This window comes from Nonomuraea monospora, from assembly GCF_039531895.1.
GTDB lineage: Bacteria > Actinomycetota > Actinomycetes > Streptosporangiales > Streptosporangiaceae > Nonomuraea > Nonomuraea monospora.
Genome location: NZ_BAAAQX010000001.1, coordinates 159,280 through 180,126, shown reverse-complemented (window position 1 = coordinate 180,126; position 20,847 = coordinate 159,280). Strand labels below are relative to the sequence as shown.

The 20,847-nt window shown below is 71.2% G+C and carries 18 protein-coding genes; 7 read left to right on the top strand and 11 right to left on the bottom strand.

Annotation, left to right across the window (positions count from 1 at the left end; all coding sequences use genetic code 11):
• Positions 1 to 143 precede the first annotated feature (143 nt).
• From ABD331_RS00825 to ABD331_RS00815, 3 genes are all read left to right on the top strand, one after another.
• Positions 144 to 902, top strand: coding sequence for a PadR family transcriptional regulator (locus tag ABD331_RS00825; RefSeq protein ID WP_344470174.1), 759 nt, complete (start codon positions 144 to 146; stop codon positions 900 to 902).
• 4 nt (positions 903 to 906) lie between these two features.
• The gene (locus tag ABD331_RS00820; RefSeq protein WP_344470173.1) at positions 907 to 1,485 is read left to right on the top strand and encodes a DUF1707 SHOCT-like domain-containing protein; all 579 of its coding nucleotides are present in this window, start codon (positions 907 to 909) and stop codon (positions 1,483 to 1,485) included.
• A gap of 89 nt (positions 1,486 to 1,574) precedes the next feature.
• Positions 1,575 to 2,255: a DUF6879 family protein gene (locus ABD331_RS00815; RefSeq protein ID WP_344470172.1), complete on the top strand. Its 681-nt coding sequence runs from the start codon at positions 1,575 to 1,577 to the stop codon at positions 2,253 to 2,255.
• Here ABD331_RS00815 and ABD331_RS00810 read toward each other — a convergent pair.
• From ABD331_RS00810 to ABD331_RS00785, 6 genes are all read right to left on the bottom strand, one after another.
• A complete protein-coding gene (locus ABD331_RS00810) occupies positions 2,245 to 4,581 on the bottom strand; it encodes a glycoside hydrolase family 2 protein (RefSeq protein WP_344470171.1) in 2,337 nt (778 codons plus the stop codon). The genes ABD331_RS00815 and ABD331_RS00810 overlap by 11 nt on opposite strands.
• Before the next feature lie 9 nt (positions 4,582 to 4,590).
• Complete coding sequence (locus ABD331_RS00805) at positions 4,591 to 5,466, bottom strand: ABC transporter ATP-binding protein (protein WP_344470170.1); 876 nt, start codon at positions 5,464 to 5,466, stop codon at positions 4,591 to 4,593.
• Positions 5,466 to 6,407 (bottom strand): ABC transporter ATP-binding protein, encoded by a 942-nt coding sequence (locus tag ABD331_RS00800; protein WP_344470169.1) that lies wholly within the window; start codon positions 6,405 to 6,407, stop codon positions 5,466 to 5,468. The genes ABD331_RS00805 and ABD331_RS00800 overlap by 1 nt, the downstream gene beginning before the upstream one ends.
• Positions 6,404 to 7,288 carry an ABC transporter permease gene (locus ABD331_RS00795; protein WP_344470168.1) on the bottom strand — a complete coding sequence of 295 codons (885 nt, stop codon included), beginning with the start codon at positions 7,286 to 7,288 and terminating at the stop codon, positions 6,404 to 6,406. The genes ABD331_RS00800 and ABD331_RS00795 overlap by 4 nt, the downstream gene beginning before the upstream one ends.
• Complete coding sequence (locus ABD331_RS00790) at positions 7,285 to 8,280, bottom strand: ABC transporter permease (RefSeq protein WP_344470167.1); 996 nt, start codon at positions 8,278 to 8,280, stop codon at positions 7,285 to 7,287. Before ABD331_RS00790 ends, ABD331_RS00795 begins: the two co-directional genes overlap by 4 nt.
• 78 nt (positions 8,281 to 8,358) lie before the next feature.
• Entirely contained in the window at positions 8,359 to 10,110 is a 1,752-nt protein-coding gene (locus tag ABD331_RS00785; RefSeq protein WP_344470166.1) for an ABC transporter substrate-binding protein, read from the bottom strand.
• Positions 10,111 to 10,468: 358 nt separating this feature from the next.
• On the opposite strand from ABD331_RS00785, the gene ABD331_RS00780 reads away from it, so the two are divergent.
• Entirely contained in the window at positions 10,469 to 10,921 is a 453-nt protein-coding gene (locus ABD331_RS00780) for a lamin tail domain-containing protein (RefSeq protein ID WP_344470165.1), read from the top strand.
• A 67-nt stretch (positions 10,922 to 10,988) separates the two neighbouring features.
• Here ABD331_RS00780 and ABD331_RS00775 read toward each other — a convergent pair whose 3' ends face one another.
• The 5 genes from ABD331_RS00775 to ABD331_RS00755 form a co-directional block, all read right to left on the bottom strand.
• On the bottom strand, positions 10,989 to 11,564 hold the full coding sequence (locus ABD331_RS00775) for a calcium-binding protein (RefSeq protein ID WP_344470164.1): 576 nt from the start codon (positions 11,562 to 11,564) through the stop codon (positions 10,989 to 10,991).
• Between the two features lie 149 nt (positions 11,565 to 11,713).
• Positions 11,714 to 12,313 carry a response regulator transcription factor gene (locus ABD331_RS00770; protein WP_148434298.1) on the bottom strand — a complete coding sequence of 200 codons (600 nt, stop codon included), beginning with the start codon at positions 12,311 to 12,313 and terminating at the stop codon, positions 11,714 to 11,716.
• Entirely contained in the window at positions 12,310 to 13,422 is a 1,113-nt protein-coding gene (locus ABD331_RS00765; protein ID WP_344470163.1) for a sensor histidine kinase, read from the bottom strand. The genes ABD331_RS00770 and ABD331_RS00765 overlap by 4 nt, the downstream gene beginning before the upstream one ends.
• The gene (locus ABD331_RS00760) at positions 13,419 to 14,534 is read right to left on the bottom strand and encodes a sensor histidine kinase (protein ID WP_344470162.1); all 1,116 of its coding nucleotides are present in this window, start codon (positions 14,532 to 14,534) and stop codon (positions 13,419 to 13,421) included. The genes ABD331_RS00765 and ABD331_RS00760 overlap by 4 nt, the downstream gene beginning before the upstream one ends.
• A gap of 50 nt (positions 14,535 to 14,584) precedes the next feature.
• Positions 14,585 to 15,718, bottom strand: a complete 1,134-nt coding sequence (locus ABD331_RS00755) for a glycoside hydrolase family 18 protein (protein ID WP_344470161.1) — start codon at positions 15,716 to 15,718, stop codon at positions 14,585 to 14,587.
• A 119-nt stretch (positions 15,719 to 15,837) separates the two neighbouring features.
• Here ABD331_RS00755 and ABD331_RS00750 point away from each other — a divergent pair, with 119 nt between their 5' ends.
• From ABD331_RS00750 to ABD331_RS00740, 3 genes are all read left to right on the top strand, one after another.
• Positions 15,838 to 16,752, top strand: coding sequence for an LLM class F420-dependent oxidoreductase (locus ABD331_RS00750; protein WP_344470160.1), 915 nt, complete (start codon positions 15,838 to 15,840; stop codon positions 16,750 to 16,752).
• A gap of 66 nt (positions 16,753 to 16,818) precedes the next feature.
• Positions 16,819 to 18,348: a 3' terminal RNA ribose 2'-O-methyltransferase Hen1 gene (locus ABD331_RS00745; RefSeq protein ID WP_344470159.1), complete on the top strand. Its 1,530-nt coding sequence runs from the start codon at positions 16,819 to 16,821 to the stop codon at positions 18,346 to 18,348.
• A complete protein-coding gene (locus ABD331_RS00740; RefSeq protein ID WP_344470158.1) occupies positions 18,332 to 20,794 on the top strand; it encodes a polynucleotide kinase-phosphatase in 2,463 nt (820 codons plus the stop codon). Before ABD331_RS00745 ends, ABD331_RS00740 begins: the two co-directional genes overlap by 17 nt.
• Positions 20,795 to 20,847: the final 53 nt, after the last annotated feature.

The following is a 20,847-nucleotide window of genomic DNA, read 5'->3' as shown; positions in this document are numbered from 1 at the left end:
TAACGACCCCTCCCCCAATCCTGTTCCCGGATTCCGCAACTTTTTCGTGATCTGGCTCACTCCGGGACCGAGCTTGCCAACGGAACACTACCGATATATCGTTGACGCATCGAGAACAGATCGCGATATAGGAGGACATTTCCATGACGCACAACTTTGCAGCGAGCGGGCCCTGGCCCGGCGCACACGAGTACAAGCGCGCACTGCGCGAGACGCTCCACGCCATGAGCGACGCCTTCGACCAGGTGGGCGAGCAGTTCGGCCGCGGCGGTCGCGGAGGTGGACGAGGGGGCGAGCGCGGCGGCCCGCACGACCGGCGACATCGCGGCAGGCGGGGCGGGCCGGGCCCGTTCCCGTTCGACTTCGGGCGCGGCGGCCCGTTCGGCGGCCCTGGAGGGCCGTGGGGCGGCGGTCACCGCGGCTGGGGCGGCCGTGGCCGCAAGGCCAAGCGGGGCGACGTGCGCGCCGCCATCCTGGCCCTGCTCTCGGAGGAGCCGCGCAACGGCTACCAGATCATCCAGGAGATCGCCGAGCGCAGCGAGGGCGGCTGGAAGCCCAGCCCGGGCGCCGTCTACCCGGCGCTGCAGCAGCTCACCGACGAGGGCCTGGTGATCGCGGAGGAGAGCGAGGGCCGCAAGACCTTCCGCCTCACCGAGGAGGGGCGCAACTACATCGAGGCGCACGCCGACGAGGTCCGCGCCCCGTGGGACGAGATGCGGCCCGACATCGACGACAACACCGCCGATCTCTGGCACATCGCCCGGCAGTCGGCGTTCGCGATGATGCAGATTCTCCAGACCGGGAACGACGCACAAATCCGCGAAGCGCGTAAGACTCTGGTTGAGACCCGGCGCAAGCTGTACCAGATCCTGGCTGACGGCGACGAACCGGGCGAGGAGTAGCAGCATGGCCGGCGTCGCACCGGACAGCCGCCGGTTCGGGGAGAGCGAGGAGCCTGGAATGGACCGCAACGATCTCCGCATCGGCGACGCCGAGCGCGAGCAGACGATGGCCGCCCTGCGCGAGCACTTCGCGCAGGGCCGCCTGACCCACGAGGAGCTCGACGAGCGCCTCGACACCGCGCTGGCCGCCAAGACGGCCCGCGACCTCGCGCAGGTGACGGCCGACCTGCCGGGCCAGGAGCCGGCCTACCCAGAGCCGCCCGCGCCGTACGGTCCGCACGGGCCGTACGGGCCGCATGAGATGGGCGACTGGCACGCCGCCATGCACGCCCACCGGGCGCAGATGCAGGCGATGCGCCACGGGCAGCGGGCCCAGTGGCACGCGCAGCGCGAGATGCACCGGGCCGCGTGGCGGGCCAGGAGGGGCCGCCGCGGGCCGCACCCGGTGCTGCCCGTGCTGGCCGCGCTCATGGTGATCGGGCTGATCGCGGGCGGGTTCGGGGTCTTCAAGGTCCTGTTCGTGGTGTGGCTGGGCGTGATGGTGTTCAGCCTGGTGCACCGGCGTCTCCACTATCGCCGCTGAGGGCTCGCCCTGATCGTTTTTGGGCCTTGACCCGGTCAAGGGCTCCACTGATGATCTGGGCGGGCCTTCGACGCGAAAGGGAAACGCGCATGACCGAGCAGGGCACCCCGGTCCGTCTCACGAATCCGTTCGCCGCCGTCGCGGGCGCCGGCGGCGAGGTCATGGACGTGCCGGAGTACCAAGCCGGGTTCGAGCGCGACCACGAGGCCTGCACCGAGCCGATGTGGAAGCTGGAGCGCGCGCAGACCTTCTACGAGCCCGACGTGGCGAGCTGGCGGGCGATGATGGACGGCGAGTGGGAGCGGTCGCTGGCCCTCATCCACGCCATGGCAGGCCCGCTGACCGACTACTTCCACCGGCGCCAGCCCGTCAGGCGCTTACGCGTGACCGAGCTGCCCATCACCCCCTACCTGCAGTGGGAGATGCACATCCTGGCCGTCCGCGCCACGGCGGGCTCCCCCTGCCGGGTGCTGCCCGCCGAGCGCGTCGCCGACCTCGAACCCCTGCCGGAGCTGGTGATCTTCTCCCCCGCGCTGATGTACGAGGTCCTGTACGACGAGTACGGCGGCGGCAGCGGCGGCCGGCGGATCACCGACCGCGACGTCGTCGAGCCCTGCCTGGACGCGGTCACCGCCCTGTTCGGCGAGGGCGAGGACGTCCGCGACTTCCACGAGCGCGAGGTCGTCCCCCTGCCGCCGCCGGTGATCACCGACGGGATGCGGGCCGCGCTGCCCGCCTACGCGCACCGCACCGAGGAGTTCAGGGTCTGACCTCCTCGTTGAGGCATCGCAGGACGGGGAAGCGGGTCAGCTCGCCGGGGTCCAGCTCACGGCCGGTGGTCACCTCGAAGACGGCGCTCTCCCCCGGCAGCAGCGTGACGAGCTGCTCGTCCACGCTCGCCGCGGGGTCGAGCCGGTCGGGGAAGAGCGCCAGCTCGCGCAGCACGCTCGACGCGGTGACCGTCACCCGGTAGCCGCCCGCCGAGCGCTCGGCGTGCGCGTCGTAGGCGGCCGGCGGGTAGGCCACGGCGGTGTCGTCGGTGTAGCAGCGCACGGTGCCGACTCCGTCCAGCCGGGCCGTGAGCAGCTCGCGGGCGGGGTCGTCGGGGGCGGCCACCGACGGCGGGAGCGCCACCTTCAGCACCGACCTGGGCGCGGCGTGCACGGTGACGACCTCCTTGGCCAGCGGCCCGCCGTCGAGGCCGCGGCGTTCCAGGCACAGCTCGCCCGACCAGGGCTCGCCGGTGTCGTTGACCAGGGCCGCCTCGCCGTCCTGGATGGTGATCAGCCGGTCGGCGTAGACGCGGCGCAGCGCGTACCAGAGGGGTTTGCGCCGCCCGTCGCCGTCGATCGCCGACCAGGACGTGACCGGCCAGCAGTCGTTGAGCTGCCAGACGATCGTGCCCATGCAGTGCGGCATGAGCGCGCGGAACCGCTCGATGCCGAACGTCATCGCGCGGGCCTGGTTGAGCTGGGTGAGATAGTGCCAGTCGTCGAACGTCTCCGGCTGCGGCAGGTGGTCGCCGAGGCCGCGCAGCAGCTTGGCCTGCCCGTCGGCGGCCTTCTGGTGGGAGGAGGCGGGCGTGAGGGGCTCGTCGGAGGAGGCGCGGCGCAGGGTGGCGTAGGCGGGCGGCCCCTGGAAGCCGAACTCGGCCACGAACCGCGGCCGGTAGGCGGCGTAGCGGTGGTAGTCCTCGCGGTTCCAGACGTCCCAGATGTGGATCGTGCCGCGCGCCGGGTCGTTCGGGGGCAGGTCCGGCGCGCCCGAGTAGGGGCTGCCCGGCCAGTACGGGCGAGCAGGGTCCAGCTCGGCCACGATGGAGGGCAGCAGGTCGTGGTAGAAGCCGGCGCCCCAGCTCCGGCCCGCCAGCTTCTCCTGCCAGCCCCAGTCGGCGTGCCCCTCCAGGTTCTCGTTGTTGCCGCACCACAGCACCAGGCTGGGGTGCGCGGCCAGCCTGGCGACCTGCTGCCTGGCCTCGGCCTCGACCTCGGAGCGCAGCGGCTCCTCCTCCGGGTAGGCGGCGCAGGCGAACGGGAAGTCCTGCCACACCAGCAGGCCCAGCTCGTCGGCCAGGGAGTAGAAGTCCGCCGACTCGTACAGGCCGCCGCCCCACACCCGCAGCAGGTTCACCCCGGCGGCGGTGGCCTGCGCGAACCGCTCGGCCAGGCGCTCGCGGGTGACGCGGGACGGGAAGCAGTCGTCGGGGATCCAGTTGACGCCCTTGACGAACACCGGCTCGCCGTTGATCACCAGTTTGAACGCCTCGCGGTCCAGCTCGACGTCCCTGAACCCGATCCTGCCGCGCCATTCCTGCTCCCCGAGGCGGACGGTCAGGTCGTAGAGCGGCTGCTCGCCGTGGCCGCGCGGCCACCACAGCTCGGGCTCGGGCACGCGCAGCTCCACCACGCCCGAGTAACCGGCCAGCCGCTGCTCTGCGGTGACGCCCCCGACGGTCACCGTGACGGGCTCCTCGGTCGCCCGGTCCACCCGTACGTGCACCCGCACGTGCCCGTCGGCGCGGGCGAGCGGGCGCACCTCGGCCAGCCGGGCGCCCGACCAGCTCGCCAGCCCGATCGGCCGCCAGATGCCCGCCGTCACCAGGGTCGGGCCCCAGTCCCAGCCGAAGTTGCAGGCCATCTTGCGGATGAACGGGTACGGCTCGTCGTAGGCGCCGGGCCGCTCCCCCAGCGCCGCCCGCCGCGCCTCGGCGTACTCGTAGGGCGAGGAGAAGCGCACGACCAGCTCGTTGCCGCCCTCGCGCAGCAGGTGGCGGACGGGGAAGCGGTAGGAGCGGTGCTGGTTGGCGGTCTCGCCGACCAGGACGCCGTTCACCGTGATCGCCGCGACCGTGTCGAGGCCGTCGCACACCAGGTCGGTGCGCTCGTGCTCGTCAGGCGACCAGGTGAACTCCGTCCTGTAGGTCCATTCCGTACGGCCGATCCAGGCCAGCCGGTGCTCGTTGTCGTCCAGGTAAGGGTCGTCGATCGCGCCGGCCGCGAGCAGGTCGGTGTGCACGCAGCCGGGCACGCTCGCGGGGATCTCCCCGAGGTCCTTCGACGACAGGGTCCAGCCGCTGTGCAGCGGACGGTACTTCAAGAAGCTCTCCTAACAGGTCTCTAGCCGGGCGCACGCGACGAGATGGCCGGGCTCGGCCTCGTACAGGCCGCCCGAGCCGCCTCGCCGGTGGTACAGGCAGGTCTCCACGGGCACGGCGTCGTCCCAGGCCTCGTGCAGGCGCGGCACGGCCGCCAGCAGCTCGCGCGTGTACGGGTGCAGCGGGTCGCCGAACACCCGCTCGGTCGGCCCCATCTCCACCACCCCGCCCTTGCGCAGCACCACCGTGCGCTCGGCCAGGTAGTTGCCCAGCGACAGGTCGTGGGTGATGTAGAGCACGCTCAGGCCGCGCGCCTTCAGCTCGGCGAGCAGGTTCAGCACGTCGATGCGGGTGGAGGCGTCGAGCATGCTGGTGATCTCGTCGGCGACCAGCAGCTTGATGTCCAGCAGCAGCGCGCGGGCGATGAGCAGGCGCTGGAGCTGGCCGCCGCTGAGCTGGTGGGGGTACTTGCCGAGCACCTGGTCGGGGTTGAGCCGCACGTCGCGCAGGGCCGTGCCGACCCGGTCCGCCCACTCGGGGGCCGGCGTGGCCGGGTAGTACGCCTCCTTGATCATGGCGAACACCCGGTCGGCCTTGAACACGGGGTTGAAGGAGCTGAACGGGTCCTGGAAGATGCCCTGGACGCGGCGGTAGTACTCCTTGCCCGCCGCGACCGGCAGGCCGTCGAAGGTGATCGAGCCGCTGGTGACCGGGTTCAGGCCGAGGATCATCCGGCCGATCGTGCTCTTGCCGCTGCCGCTCTCGCCGATCAGCGAGACGACCTCGCCGGGCACGACCTCGAAGCTCACGCCCTCGACGGCCGTGACGCGCCCGCCGCCGAATGCGCCGACCCGGAACTGCTTGGTGACGTCGTGGAGCTTCAGCATCAGGCCTTCCAGCAGGCTACGTGGTGGTCGGGGGCCAGCTCGACCACCGGCGGGTCCGCTGCGCACTGCTCGCCCGCGATGGGGCAGCGGTCGCGGAAGCGGCAGCCGGCGGGCGGGTTCAGCAGCGACGGCGGGCTGCCGGCGATGCCCTCCAGCCTGCGGTCGGCGTAGCGGACGCCGACCTCGGGCAGGGAGTCGAGCAGCAGCTTCGTGTACGGGTGCCGCGGCGCCTTGACGATCTGGTCGGCGGGCGCCTTCTCCGCCAGCCTGCCCGCGTACATGACCATGACCGTGTCGGCGATGTGGTGGGTGAGCGCCAGGTCGTGGGTGACGAAGATCATGCTCTTGACGTAGCCGCTCTCGCGGAAGCCGAGCAGCGCGCGGGCGACGGCCTTCTGGGTGGAGACGTCGAGCGCGGAGGTGACCTCGTCGGCGATCAGCAGGGACGGGTCGAGCAGTGTGGAGATGACCATCACCATGCGCTGCTTCATGCCGCCCGACAGCTCGATGGGGTAGCGGTCGAGCACCTCGCGGGGCAGGCCGACCTGGTCCATCCGGCGTTCCAGCTCGGCCATGTCGGGTGTGGCGCCGCGCGACCTGAGCAGCTCGACGACCATTCTGCGGATCTTGCGGGTGGGGTTGAGGGCGCTCATCGCGTACTGCGGGATGAGGGAGACCTCGCGGAAGCGGAACTCGTTCATCGCGCGGTCGTCGTCGATGGGCAGCTCGCGGCCGTCGAGCACGACCGTGCCGCCCACGCGGCGCATCCGGCCGTCCATGCGGATGAGCGACTTGCCCAGCGTGCTCTTGCCGCAGCCCGACTCGCCGACCAGGCCGAGGATCTCGCCGTCGCCCAGCTCGAACGTCATGCCGTCGAGGGCGCGCACGTCCCCCCTGAGCGTCTTGTAGTGCACCCTGAGGTCGCTGACCTGCAGACTCATGTCTCCCTCAGTTTCGGGTTGAAGACCTCGTCGAGCCCGACGTTGGCCACGTACAGGGCGCCGACGATGGCCGTGATGGCCGCGCCCGGCGGCACGAACCACCACCACAGGCCGAGCTGGAGCGCGCTCCACTGGTTGGCGTTCTGCAACATCAGGCCCAGCGAGACGCCCTCGGTGGGGCCGAGGCCGATGAAGTCCAGCGAGGAGGCGATCAGCACCGAGCCGCCGAACAGCAGGATGAACGTCATGAACAGGTAGGAGCTCATGTTGGGCGCGATCTCCCTGGCGATGATCCGCCCGGTGCCCGCGCCGCTCATCCTGGCCAGGTCCACGAACTCCCTGGTGCGCAGTGAGAACGTCTGCGCCCTGATCGCCCGCGCCGCCCACGGCCACTGCGTCAGCCCGATGAACAGGCCCTGCACGGCCACGCTGCGGATGCCCAGGTACGCGTTGATGATCAGCAGCACGGCCAGCGTGGGGATGACCAGGATGATGTTGGTCAGCATGTTGAGCACCTCGTCCACGAGGCCGCCGCGGTAGCCCGCCACGAAGCCGACGACCATGCCGATCACCGCCGCGATGCCGCCGCCGATCACGCCGACCGCGAACGTGCTGCGCAGCCCGTGCACGAACTGCACGAAGACGTCCTGGCCGAAGGTGGTGGTGCCGAACCAGTGCTCGCCCGACGGCGGGTTCATCGGCTTGGGGCCGTACTCGTTGGGTGCGTCCCCGAACAGCACCGGGCCGAGCAGCCCCAGCAGGAGCAGCACCAGCACGATGCCGAAGCCGGTTATCAGCTTGCCGTTGCGCACCGCGAAGTGGAGCGCCTCGCGCCGGACCCCGGCCGGCTCTCGCGGCGCGACCTCCTGTAGAGCCGTCATGCCTGCGCACCCGCCATTCCCGCCCTGGTCCGCGGATCGACCACGACGTACACGATGTCGATGATGAAGTTGGCGATCAGCACGCCGAGCACGATGAACAGGAAGGTGCCCTGCAGCAGGAAGAAGTCCTTGTTCTGGATGGACTTCAGGATGAGGCTGCCCAGGCCCGGGTAGGCGAAGACGATCTCGGTGACCAGCGCGCCCGCCACCAGCACGCCCAGTTGCAGGGCCAGGCCGGTGATCTGGGGCAGCACGGCGTTGCGGAAGGCGTAGCGGCGGATGAGCCGGCTCGGCGCGCCCAGCGCCGACAGGTAGGTGGAGTAGTCGGACTCCAGCTCATAGATGATCATGTTCCGCATGCCGATGGCCCACCCGCCCAGCGCCACCAGGAACAGCGACAGGAACGGCAGCGTCCAGTGGTGCAGCAGGTCGAGCAGGAACGGCATCGACCAGTTGGGCCGCATCGAGAAGCTGTAGCCGCCGGCCACCGGGAACCAGCCGAGTATCACGCCGAACGCCCAGGCCAGCAGCACGGCCAGCCACATGTACGGCATCGCCGTCAGCACGTAGCCGACGGGCAGCACGGTGTTGTCGAGGAGCTTGCGCCGGGCCGCGTACGCGCCGAACCGGTTGCCCACCACCCAGCTCAGCAGCACCGACGGGACGATCAGAGCCAGCGTGTACGGCACCGCCATGAGGATCACCGTGCTGACCGGCGTCGGGAACAGCCAGATGCTGACCCCGAAGTCGCCGCGCAGCAGCGCCCCCCAGAAGTTGACGTACTGCTGCCACAGCGGCTGGTCCAGCCCGAACAGGCTGGTGTAGTAGGCCCGCATGGCCTCCACGGCCTCGGGCTTGGTGACGTTGGCCCGGGCGACCATGCTGGCGACCGGGTCGCCCGGCATGAAGCGCGGGATCATCCAGTTGACCGTGACGGCGACGAAGAACGTCAGTCCGTAGATGAGCAGTTTCCTACCGAAATAACGACGCACGTGTGTTGTCTCCGGGGAGGTCCCTCCGCCCCGGGGATACGCGGGGCGGAGGGATCGCGGGGTTCGTCCGGGGGCTCGTCAGGAAGCGGCGGGCTGGAGCTGGGTCAGGGTCTCGAAACCGCCGAGTTCCAGCCAGTTGCGCCACATCACGGCGCCGGTCTTGGGCGCGGTGCCCGCGGCGGCCGGCCAGTTCTTCCACACGCTGGTGCTGGACTGCGCCCAGAGGCCGTTGTACCAGAGCGGGATCACCGGCATGTCGTCGAGATGGATCTGCTGGAGCTGGGAGATGATCTTCTGCATGCCCGCCGTGTCGTCGGTCTTGACCTGGTCGAGCTCCTGGACGAGGCCCCAGGCCTTGTCGTTCTCGTAGCGGGCGAAGTTGACGGTGTTCTGCTGCTTCTGCACCGGGAGCTGGAACATGTACTCGTAGTAGGTGTACGGCGAGTTCGACAGTTGCCGCTCGTTGTTGATGAGCAGGTCGAAGTCGCCCTTGGCGCGCTGCTCGACCAGCGCGTTGAAGTCGGGGAACTCCGGCGTGATCTGGATGCCGGCGCTCTTGGCGCTGGCGGAGATGGACCTGGCCGACTCCATCCAGTCGGTCCAGCCGGACGGCACGATCAGGGTCAGGCTGATCTTGGAGCCGTCCTTGTTCTCCACGTACCCGTCGCCGTCGCCGTCCTTGTACCCGGCGTCGGACAGCAGCTTCTTGGCCTTGGCCGCGTCGAAGGTGAAGCCCGAGGCGGAGACCACGCTCTGGTCCACGTACTTGTCCCACTGCGGCAGCAGGCCGGTGGGGCTGGCGGCCTTGACGAGGTTGCCGTAGACGCTCTCCACGATCTTCTTGACGTCCACCGAGGAGGCCAGCGCCTTACGGAAGGCCGGGTCGTCCATCGGCTTCTTCGTGGTGTTGGGCACCAGCCACGCGGTGTTGGCCGACAGCATGTACGGCGGCTCGTTGTAGAAGGTTGTCAGCCCGAAGTTGCCCTTGACCAGGTTGGCCACACCGGGCAGGAAGTTGTTGCTGAGGTCCAGGCCCTTCTGCAGCAGCATGCCCATCGCGACCTCGTTGCTGGGCGTGGCGATGTCGACGATGTAGCGCGGCTTGGGCTCCATGCCGAGCGCGGTCTTGCCCCACCAGTCGTCGCGCCGCTGCAGGACCACGCGGTCCTGGTCCTTGCTCAGGAACTTGTACGCGCCCGTGCCGACCGGGTTCTCGTTGATCCCGTCGAGCACCTCCTTCTCCGAGCGGCCCTTCCAGATGTGCTCGGGGACGATGGAGCGGCTGTAGAGGTTGAAGTCCCACTGCTGGTAGTTGGCCTTGGTGAAGGTGAACTTCACGGTCTGGTCGTCGACCGCCTCGACGGTCTTCAGCCAGTCCCACAGGTGGTGGTAGGGGATGGTCTCCATCTTGCCGAGCTCGAAGGAGAAGACGACGTCCTTGGCGGTGAAGGGCTGCCCGTCGGCCCACTTGATCCCCTGCCGCAGTTTCACCTGGTAGGTGGTGTCGTCGCTCCAGGAGCCGCTCTCGGCCAGCCAGCCGTTGAGCTTGGCGGCGTTGGGGTCGTAGTGGAACAGGGTCTCGTACACCAGGCCCTTGGTGCCGACCGCCGAGTCCCACTCCCTGATCGGGTTGAAGTTCGGCGGCGGCCCCCACTGGGTGCCGGTGGTGTAGAGGGTCTCGTTGCGCGGAAGCTGGTCGGGGTTGGCCGCCGCACCCTGGCTCTGCGGCTGGGAGGCCGGCGGGGTCGGCGTGGCTCCGCCGCCGGAGCAGGCCGTGGCGAGCAGGCCCGCCGCTACGAGCGGAATCATGATCCGAGCCCGGTTACGCATCGCTTCTCTCCTTCCTCCGCGCTCTGGCGCGAAGGTGTGTACGCCTGTCAGACCCCCGATTGGCCCGGCCCTTGGGAGCGCTCCCAGCGCTGACACAAAACGACGCCCGCGCGAAGGGACCGGTGAGCGATTCTCTGTTCATAGATCGCAGGCCCTGCCGGGCCTGCTGAACCGGATAAGTACCGCGAACGTAAATTCCGGGTGTCCGTGCAGTCAAGGGCCGTGACGCTTTCGAGACGTCTCGCGAGAACGCTCCCGGACCCCCGTACATATGGTCCGCGCGGGGACAACCAGGAGCCACCCTCCACCGTCCTACATCCGTCACATAAGCCACATACATCCGTGAAGGACCTCGACGGTGAGACTTGCCTCCACGCTCGCAGCGCTGCTCGCTGCCGGTGCGACCCTCGGCGCGGCGCTGCCCGCCCAGGCCGCCGCCCCCGCCCTCCAGATCGTGAAGATCTACTACGACTCGCCGGGGGCGGACCGGCGCTCCAACGCCTCGCTGAACGCCGAGTACGTCACCCTGCTCAACACCACCAGGAAGGCCATCGACCTCGAAGGGTGGAGCGTGCGGGACAAGACCGGCTACACCTACGAGTTCGGCGCGGACGCGGTGCTGGGGCCGAAGAAGCGGATCACCCTGCGCACCGGGCAGGGCAGCGACGGCACGAGCAGCGTGTTCTGGAACCGCAAGCAGTACGTGTGGAACAACGACCAGGACACCGCCTACGTGCGCAACGCCACCGGCAAGCTCGTCGACTCCTGCTCCTACAAGGCCGCCAGCCGCTCCGCCTACGTCACCTGCTGACACCGGAACCGCCTGACCCGGCGCTCCCGGCCGCGTACCTGAGACCGCGGCCGGGAGCGCCCTTCCCTTACTCGCAGGCCGTGACGGTCTCGGCGTCGCACTTGTCGGCGCCGTCGCCGCCGTTCGCGCTGTCCACGCCGTCGCCGCCGATCAGCACGTCGTCGCCCGTGTTGCCGGCCATCCGGTCGTCGCCGGCCTCGCCGGCCGCCATGTCCACGGCCGTACCGCCGAAGAACAGGTCCGAGCCCGCGCCGAGGACGACCCTCGAACGCAGCGTGGTCCTGTTGGTCAGCGTGTCGTCCCCCGCGCCCGTGTCCGCCGCGATGGTGGTGACGCCCTCCGCGTCGCACACCGACACGTTCTTGGCGGTCGCCACGCAACCGGCGCCGGGGAACAGCAGCCCGCCGTCGTTCCTGACCACCAGCCTGCCGCCCACCTGGGTGACCGTGATGGCGTCGGCGGCGCCGTCCGCGGTGATCCGCAGGATCGGCGCCGACACGCTCACGTTGGCGGCGGCGTGCGCCGGGCCGGCCACGGCCAGCAGCGAGGCCGCCAGCGCGGCGCCCGCGGTCAGCGCGCGCACGCCGTGCCTGCGCAGGACGGTGGCTCTCGAACGTCTCTCGGTGGCCCCTGTCGTACCCATCTCTCCCCCTCTGTCGGATGACCTTGGTCTGGTGACCCGGGTCTGATGACAGGCCGCCGCGCATCGGCGGCCGAAGATGAGTACAGCTCGGGTGAAGGCCTGGGCTCAGTGCCGGAACGGACAGCCGTTCCGTGTGGAATTGCCTGGTGTCAGAGCCAGCCCATCTGCTGGGCCGTGCGGATGGCCTCCAGCCGGTTCTGCGCGTTGAGCTTGGTCATGGCGCTGGACAGGTAGTTGCGCACGGTGCCCTCGGTCAGGTGCAGCTCCGCGGCGATCCTGGAGATCGTGGCGCCCTCGGCGGCCAGGCGCAGCGCGTCGCGCTCGCGCTCGGTCAGCGGGCTGTCCCCCGCCGCCATCGCCGCCGCCGCCAGCTCCGCGTCCAGGTAGCGCCCGCCGGACTGCACCTTGCGGATGGCCATCGCCAGCTCCTCGGCCGAGGCGTCCTTGCCGAGGAAGCCGCTGACGCCTGCCGCCATGGCCCTGCGCAGGTAGCCGGGGCGGCCCAGGCTCGTCAGGATGACGATCTTGCACTGGGAGCTGATCTGCTCGGCCGCGCTCAGCCCGTCCATCCCGGGCATCTCGATGTCGAGCACCGCCACGTCGGGACGGTGCTCGGCCACCGCGGCCAGCACCTCGTCGCCCCTGCCCACCTGGGCGACGACCTCGATGCCGTCCTCCAGGTCGAGCAGCGCCGCGATGGCGCCCCGGATCAGGTGCTCGTCGTCGGCCAGCAGCACGCGGGTCGTCATGCGGGCACCGCCGCCCGCAGCAGGTAGCGGCCTCCCGGCACGGGCTCGGCCTCCAGGGTGCCGCCCGCCGCGCGCACCCGCTGCGCGAGCCCGGCCAGGCCGATCGGCGCGTGCTCGCCGACCGGTCCGCTGACCCCGTCGTTGGACATCTCCAGCACCCCGTTCTCGATCGTGATCGTGCAGCGTTCCGCCCTGCTGTGCTTCAGGACGTTCGTCGCGCCCTCGCGTACGACGGTGGCCAGCAGCGTCCTGGTCTCGGCCGGCAGCGAGCCGGTGTCCGCGCGCACCGTGCAGCGCACGTCCGCCGCCTCCAGCACCGCGCGCACGCTGGCGAGCACCTCGTCCAGGTCCATGGCGCGGTAGTTCTGGACGACGGTGCGCACCTCGCGCAGCGAGCGCCTGGACAGGTCGCGCACCTCGAACATCTCGGCCGCCGCCGCCTCCGGGTCCGCGCGCAGCCTCAGCTCGGCCTGCTCTGTGCGGACGGCGACGTCGGTGAGGCTGCGGCCGAGCAGGTCGTTCAGGTCGCGGGCGAAGCGCAGCCGCTCCTCCGAGACCGCCAGCTTGGCCATCGCCTCCTCCCCCTCGTGCGCCTCCATGGTGAGCCGCCACAGCTTGAGGTTGGCCAGCAGCGCGCCGACGCTGATCGTGGTGAAGACGGTCTGCACGAAGATCAGCAGCGGAAGGGTGAAGTTCCCGGCGAGCGCGGCGTACACGTTGAACAGCACGATCGACAGGACGGACACGGCGACGGCGGTGCGGACGCGTACGAACAGCGACAGCAGCGCCAGCCAGGTGGGCAGCGCGAACACCTGCCCGGCCGCGGCCAGCAGCACCGCGATCACCCCGGTGATCGCCAGGATGGCGACGGGACGCCTCCCGCCGCGCACGGCGATCCTGAACGGACGCGTGCTGAGCACGTTGAAGACCAGCAGCAGGACGGCGCCGATGAGGACCAGCCACAGCGGGACCCCGTAGTCCCGCCAGCGCAGATACAGGTCGTAGTAGCCGAAGAGCGGGATCAGCAGCAGCAGGTCCGCGCAGTAGACCATCAGCCAGCGGACCTTGGTCAGCTTGCTCGCGCTCCGCAGCCGGTCGAGGACCTTCACGCCGGCACCGCCGCGCGCAGCAGGAAGTGCCCGCCCTGCGTGGGCCCGGCGGAGAACGAGCCGCCCTGCGTGACCAGCCGCTCCGACAGTCCGCGCAGGCCGCTCCCCGGCGCCGCCCCCAGGTCCGTCACCCCGTCGTTGACCATCTCCAGCACCCCCTCGTCGATCCTGATCACGCACCGGGTGGCCGTGCTGTGCTTGAGGATGTTCGTGCCGCCCTCGCGCACCGCCCAGGCCAGCAGCATCCTGGCCGAGGGTGACAGGCCGTCCGTGCTGGCCTCGATCACGCAGCTCGCCCCGGCGGCCTCCAGCGCCGCGCGCACCCCCGCGAGCTCCTCGTCCAGGTCGAGCGCCTGGTAGCCGTGCACCGCCTGCTGCACCTCGAACAGCGACTCACCGGCCAGCGCGCGGACCGCGGCCATCTCGGCGGCGGCCCGGTCCTGGTCCTTGGTCGCCAGCTTGGCGGCCAGCTCACTCTTCAGCGTGATGACCGACAGGCTGTGCCCGAGCAGGTCGTGCAGGTCGCGGGCGAAACGCAGCCGCTCCTCCGCCACGGCCAGCCTGGCCCTGGCCTCGCGGCTCTTGTGCGCGTCCCTGATCACCCACCACAACCAGCGCCACGCCAGCATGGCGGCGATCATGATGAACGAGTTGAGCGCCTCGATGAGCAGGATGCTCTGCCAGGGCTGCCCGGTCACGAAGCCCGCGTAGGACGCGACGCCGACGCACAGCGACGCCGCCAGCACGACCGTCGCGCGCAGCGGCAGATAGAGGGCGGCCAGCGACGTCCACAAGGTCAGCGTCTGCATCCACATGGCCGTCGACGCGCCGTCGAGGGGCGAGGTGAAGAACAGCACCACCGAGATCAGGCCCGCGGCCAGCAGCTTCAGCGTGGGTTTCGGACGGTGCTCGAAGGCCTCCGTCAGCAGCATCGGGCTGAGCACGAAGAAGCCGGTCGCCAGGACGGCGTTGACCACCGCCGTGGCGGCGGGCACGTCGCCGTTCACCGCGTCGCCGGTGATGTACACGACGGACATGAGCCAGACCAGGCCCATCGTGCCGTACATCCAGTAGAGCAGCAGCTTCCGCGCGGTGTCGGGACGTGTCGCCATCACGCCCTCCCCCTGCTGACTGTCGCCTCTCTGTCAGCGGAATCCTATCTTCAGGCAGGACTTCGCCAAAGAATTCGGGAAACGTCCGGCTTTGGGGTGACTCCGCGCAGTGACAGCCAGGCCAGGCCGCGACGGGCGGCGTAGTCGGTGAGCGTACGGGCGTCGCGCTCGCTCATGTCGCCCGCGTCCGCCAGCACCGGCGTCAGCGCGATGCTCCGCCACGCCGCCACGGGATCCGTCAGGCCATGGGCCCGCGCGACCTGCTCCGCCGCCGCCCGCACGGACGCCGCCACCAGCCCCAGCCGGGCGCCCCGCGTGCTGCGCGGCTCGATGGCGGCCAGCAGGTTGACCGTGCCGACCTCGGCGCCCGCCTCGCGGGTGGCGCGCAACATCGCGGCGTCGCCGGGGGCCAGGCCGTCGCGGCGCAGCGGCAGCGTGAAGCTGACCTTCAGCCGCCGCTCGCGTTGCACGGCGTGGATCGCCCGCGCGCGGCGCAGCACCGCGGCCCGGTCGGCGCTGTCGCGCACCTCGAAGTCGACGGCCTCGGCGTCGAACGCGCCGACCACCCGGCGGTAGGCGGTGGCCAGGCCGCCCGGCCTCGTGCAGGTGGTGGCCAGCTCCGGGCCGTCGGGGCCGCCGAACACGGGCGCGGCGTCGCCGCCCATCGCCCTCAGCTTGCCGATCCGGTTGGCCACCGGGTTCCCGCCCGGGTCGAGGAGGCCGGCGCGGGTGTGGGCGCGGGCGGCCGCGGTGGTGCCGTCCTGGTCGGGGACGTCGCTGTCCTGGTCCGCGTCGCCAGCCGTCGCAGCGCTCTCGTCCGCGCCGTCGGCCAGGACGGGCGGGGCCGCGTCCGGCAGGCCGCTCCACTTGGGCGAGCAGCCGTCGCCGCCCGCCACCAGGTGGCCGAGCGCGTACCGGCGCACCCCCGTACGGCGTGCCTGTCCCGGCAGGTCGAACGTGGGCTCGCGGGCCGTGTCCACGAACCCCACGAACGCGGCGCGCGGCGCCCCCACCGGCGTCGGCGGCGGCGTGCCGGACGGGCGCGCGGCGGGCGGGCGCGACGGCGCGGTGGCGTCCGCCGGCAGCAGGCGCACCACCGTGACGGTGCCGGCCGCGAGCGCGAGCGCCCCGAGAACGGCGAACGGGCGCGGGAGCAGACCGGGCTCCCTTTTGTGCCGAGGCATGGGCCACCCCGAGTGTTCGGTCGGCTACTTACAGCACTGCCCCCGCACGCTAGCAAGCCCGTACGGCGCGGCGCGGGCCTTTTCCGGTTCACGTCCGTTGTGTGCGGATAATGTGGACCATGAAGCTGCGGATCTTCACCGAGCCCCAGCAGGGCGCCACGTATGACGACCTGCTCGCCGTCGCCCAGGCCACCGAACGCCTGGGTTTCGACGCTTTCTTCCGGTCGGACCACTACCAGCGCATCGGCGCCGGCGACCCGGGCCCCGGCTCCACCGACGCCTGGATCACCCTTGCCGGCCTGGCCAGGGAGACCTCCGGCATCAGGTTGGGCACGCTGGTGTCGCCGGCCACGTTCCGGCTGCCGGGGCCGCTGGCGATCACCGTGGCGCAGGTCGACCAGATGAGCGGCGGCCGGGTCGAGCTGGGCTTCGGCACCGGCTGGTTCGACGGCGAGCACTCCGCCTACGGCATCCCGTTCCCGCCGACGAAGGAGCGCTTCGGGCGGTTCGAGGAGCAGTTGGAGATCCTGACCGGGTTGTGGGCCGCGGAGGAGAGCTACTCCTTCGAGGGCAGCTACTACCGGCTGGCCGACTCCCCCGCCTTGCCCAAGCCCGCCCAGCGGCCCCGGCCGCCGGTGATCATCGGCGGGGTCGGCGCCAAGCGCACGCCCCGGCTGGCCGCCGCGTACGCGGACGAGTACAACGTGCCTTTCCACACGGTGGGCGACACCCGCGCCGCCTTCGACCGGGTACGCGAGGCGTGTGAGGAGACCGGGCGCACTCTGCGGCTGTCGGCGGCGCAGACGACCGTGGTCGGCAAGGACCGGGCGGAGGTCGAGCGGCGCGCCACCGCCATCGGGGAGGATCCCGATCGGCTGCGTGAGGGCGGGCTGGCGGGGACGCCGGAGGAGGTCCTGGAGAAGATCGGGCAGTTCGGTGAGATCGGGGCCGAGCGGATCTACCTGCAGATCCTCGACCTGGGCGACCTGGAGCACCTGGAGCTGATCGCCGCCGAGGTCCTGCCCCACGTGTGACGACCGGCTGGGCGGCGGGCGGTAATCGGTTGGCGGCGCTTTGCGCGGTTGCGGCACACTTGGGATGTGCTGCTGACGATCACCACCACCGCCAGGCCCGCCACCGACCTGGGCTTTCTCCTGCACAAGCACCCCGACCGCGTGCAGGAGTTCAGCCAGTCGTTCGGCAAGGCCACGGTGTTCTATCCGGAAGCGGCCGAGGAGCGCTGCACGGTGGCGCTCATGCTGGACGTGGACCCGATCGCCCTGGTCAGGTCGCGCGGCAGGAACTCCCCCGACTTCAGCCTCTCGCAGTACGTCAACGACCGCCCGTACGCGGCCTCGTCGCTGCTGGCGGTGGCGCTGGCCGACGTGTTCCGCACGGCGCGGGCCGGGCGGTGCAAGGCCAGGCCCGAGCTGCCCGGCACGCCGCTGCCGCTGGAGCTGCGGCTGCCCGCGCTGCCCTGCCGGGGCGGCCCTGAGCTGGCGCAAAGGCTGTTCGAGCCGCTCGGCTGGGAGGTGGACGCGCGGCCCGTGCCGCTGGACGAAGGCTTCCCCGAGTGGGGCGAGTCCCGCTATGTCGGGCTCACCCTGCGCGGCGCCGTCCGCCTCGCCGACGCGCTCAACCACCTGTACGTGCTGCTGCCGGTCCTCGACGACGGCAAGCACTACTGGGTCGCGCCCGACGAGGTGGACAAGCTGATCAGGGCCGGTGAAGGGTGGCTGGGCGGCCATCCGGAGCGCGGCCTGATCACCCGGCGGTACCTGGGGCGGCGCTGGGCCCTGGCGCGTACGGCGCTGGCGCGGCTGGCCGAGCTGGGCGACGAGACGGAGGAGGAGCTGGAGCCGGCGGTCGAGGAGGACGCCCCGGCGGACGTGACGGCCGCCGACGAGGCCGCCGCCGCGGAAGCGGAGGCCGCCGATGAGGCGACCGCCGCGGAAGCCGAGGCGGAGGCCGCAGCCCCTGATTCTGAGCCCCTCCCCCAGGACCAGCCCACCACCCCCAAGCCGAAGTCCCTCAACACCCTCCGCCGCGAGGCCATCCTCGCCAAGCTGGAGGAACTCGGCGCGACCACCGTGATCGACCTCGGCTGCGGCCAGGGCGAGCTGGTCGGCGCCCTGCTCTCCAGGCCCAGGTTCGCCCGGGTCGCCGGCATGGACGTCTCCCCGATGGCCCTCACCATCGCCGCCCGCAAACTCCGCCTCGACCGCATGGCCGACGCCAAGCGCGCCCGGCTGACCCTGTTCCAGGGCGCGCTCACGTACACCGACAAGCGTTTGTCCGGCTACGACGCGGCGGTGCTCATGGAGGTGATCGAGCACGTGGACCCGCCGCGCCTGGCCGCGCTGGAACGGGTGGTGTTCGGCCGCGCCAGGCCCAGCCACGTGCTGGTCACCACCCCGAACGTCGAGTACAACGTCCGCTACGAGTTCCTGACCGGCCTGCGCCACCCCGACCACCGCTTCGAGTGGACGCGGGCGGAGTTCGCCGGCTGGGCCACCCGGGTGGCCGCCCAGTACGGCTACCAGGTCGCCTTCGCCCCGGTCGGCGACGACGACCCCGAGCTCGGCCCGCCGACCCAGATGGGAGTGTTCACCCTTGATCAGCGTTCCTGAGCTCTCCCTGGTGGTGCTCGTGGGCGTGTCCGGCAGCGGCAAGTCCACGTTCGCGCGCAGGCACTTCAAGCCCACGCAGGTCATCTCGTCCGACTTCTGCCGCGGCCTGGTCTCGGACGACGAGAACGACCAGGCGGCCACCCCGGCGGCGTTCGACCTGCTGCACCACATCGTCGGCGTGCGCCTGTCCAGGGGCCTGTTCACGGTGGTGGACGCCACGAACGTGCAGTACGCCGCCCGCAAGAGCCTCATCGACCTGGCCAGGCGGCACAACGTGCTGGCCGACGCGATCGTCCTGGACGCGCCGGAGGAGGTGGCGATCGAGCGGAACGCCGCCCGCCCCGACCGTGACTTCGGCCCCGGCGTGGTGATCAGGCAGCGCAAGGACCTGCGGCGCTCGCTCGGCAAGATCTCCAACGACGGTTTCAGGCGGGTGCACGTGCTGCGCGGCCTGGAGGAGATCGAGGCCGCCACGATCACGTACGAGAAGGCGTGGTCCGACAAGACGGAGCTGACGGGCCCGTTCGACATCATCGGCGACGTGCACGGCTGCCGCTCGGAGCTGGAGACGCTGCTGCGCGAGCTGGGCTGGGAGGGCCTCAGGCACCCCGAGGGCCGGACGGCGGTGTTCGTCGGCGACCTGGTGGACCGCGGGCCGGACACGCCGGGCGTGCTGCGCCTGGTCATGGACATGGTGGAGGCGGGCACCGCGATCTGCGTGTCGGGCAACCACGAGCAGAAGCTGGTGCGCGCGCTGAACGGCCGCAAGGTGAAGGTGGCGCACGGCCTGCAGGAGTCGCTCGACCAGCTCGCCGCGCAGCCGCCCGAGTTCGTGGCGCGGGCCAGGACGTTCATGGACGGCCTGCTCAGCCACTACCGGCTGGACGGCGGCCGGCTGGTCGTCGCGCACGCGGGGCTGAAGGAGGAGTACCACGGCCGCGCGTCGGGCCGGGTGCGGGCGTTCGCCCTGTACGGCGACACGACGGGCGAGACCGACGAGTACGGCCTGCCGGTCCGCTACCCGTGGGCCGACGAGTACCGGGGCAGGGCCATGGTCGTCTACGGCCACACCCCCACGATCTCCCCCGAGTGGGTGAACAACACCATCTGTCTCGACACGGGCGTCGTGTTCGGCGGCCACCTGACCGCGCTGCGCTACCCGGAGCGTCAGCTCGTCCAGGTTCCGGCGGAGAAGGTGTGGTACGAGCCGACGAAGCCGCTGGCGGCCACCGGCGGTCGCGACCCGGGCATGCTGGACATCAACGACGTGACCGGCACCCGGCACGTGGAGACCAGGACCGGCGGCCGGGTCAAGGTCATGGAGCAGAACGCCGCCGCCGCGCTGGAGGTCATGAGCCGCTTCGCGGTGGATCCGCGCTGGCTGGTGTACCTGCCGCCGACCATGGCCCCGCCGGAGACGTCCAGGCTCGACGGCTACCTGGAGCACCCGCACGAGGCGTTCGAGGAGTTCGCCGCGGCGGGGGTGCGCGAGGTCGTGTGCGAGGAGAAGCACATGGGCTCGCGGGCCGTGGCCGTGCTGTGCCGCACGCCGGAGGTGGCCGCGGCCAGGTTCGGGGTGGACGACGGCAGCGCGGGCGCGCTCTACACCCGTACGGGACGGCCGTTCTTCGCCGACACCGCGCCGCTCGTGGAGCGGCTGCGGGAGGCGTGCGAGCCGCTGTGGTCCGCGCTGGAGTCCGACTGGGTGGTGCTCGACTGCGAGCTGCTGCCCTGGTCGGCCAAGGCCGGGGAGCTGATCAGGTCGCAGTACGCCTCCGTCGGCGCGGCGGCCCGCGCGGCGCTGCCGGAGGCGGTAGCGGCGCTGGAGGCGGCGGCCGGACGCGGGCTGGGTGTGAGCGATCTGCTTGACCGCGCCCGCCGCCGCTCGCAGAACGCTGCCCTGTTTCGCGACGCTTATGCCCGCTACTGCTGGCCCGTGGACGGGCTGGAGGGCATCCGGGTGGCTCCGTTCCAGGTCCTGGCCTGCGAGGGGCGGGCCACGGCGCTGGAGCCGCACGCCTGGCACCTGTCCACGCTCGCGCTGCTCGACTCGCCGCTGATCACCGCGACCCGGCACGTGTTCGTCACGCTCGACTCGCCGGAGTCCAGGGCGGCGGCGACCGCGTGGTGGGAGTCGATGACGGCCGACGGCGGCGAGGGCATGGTGGTCAAGCCCGCCTCGTACGTGCCCGGCCGGGTGCAGCCGGGGGTCAAGGTGCGCGGGCGCGAGTACCTGCGCATCATCTACGGCCCCGACTACACCGAGTCGCTGGACGTGCTGCGGCGCCGCTTCCTCGGCAAGAAGCGGTCGATGGCGCTGCGCGAGTACGCCCTCGGCCTGGAGGCGCTGTCGCGGCTGGCGGACGGCGAGGCGGGCTGGCGGGTGCACGAGCCGGTCTTCGCCGTGCTCGCCCTGGAGTCCGAACCGGTCGACCCACGCCTGTGAGCTGCGGCCCCGATGGGAATAGGTAGGTGAGCGCCGGGTAGTTCCCCGACCAT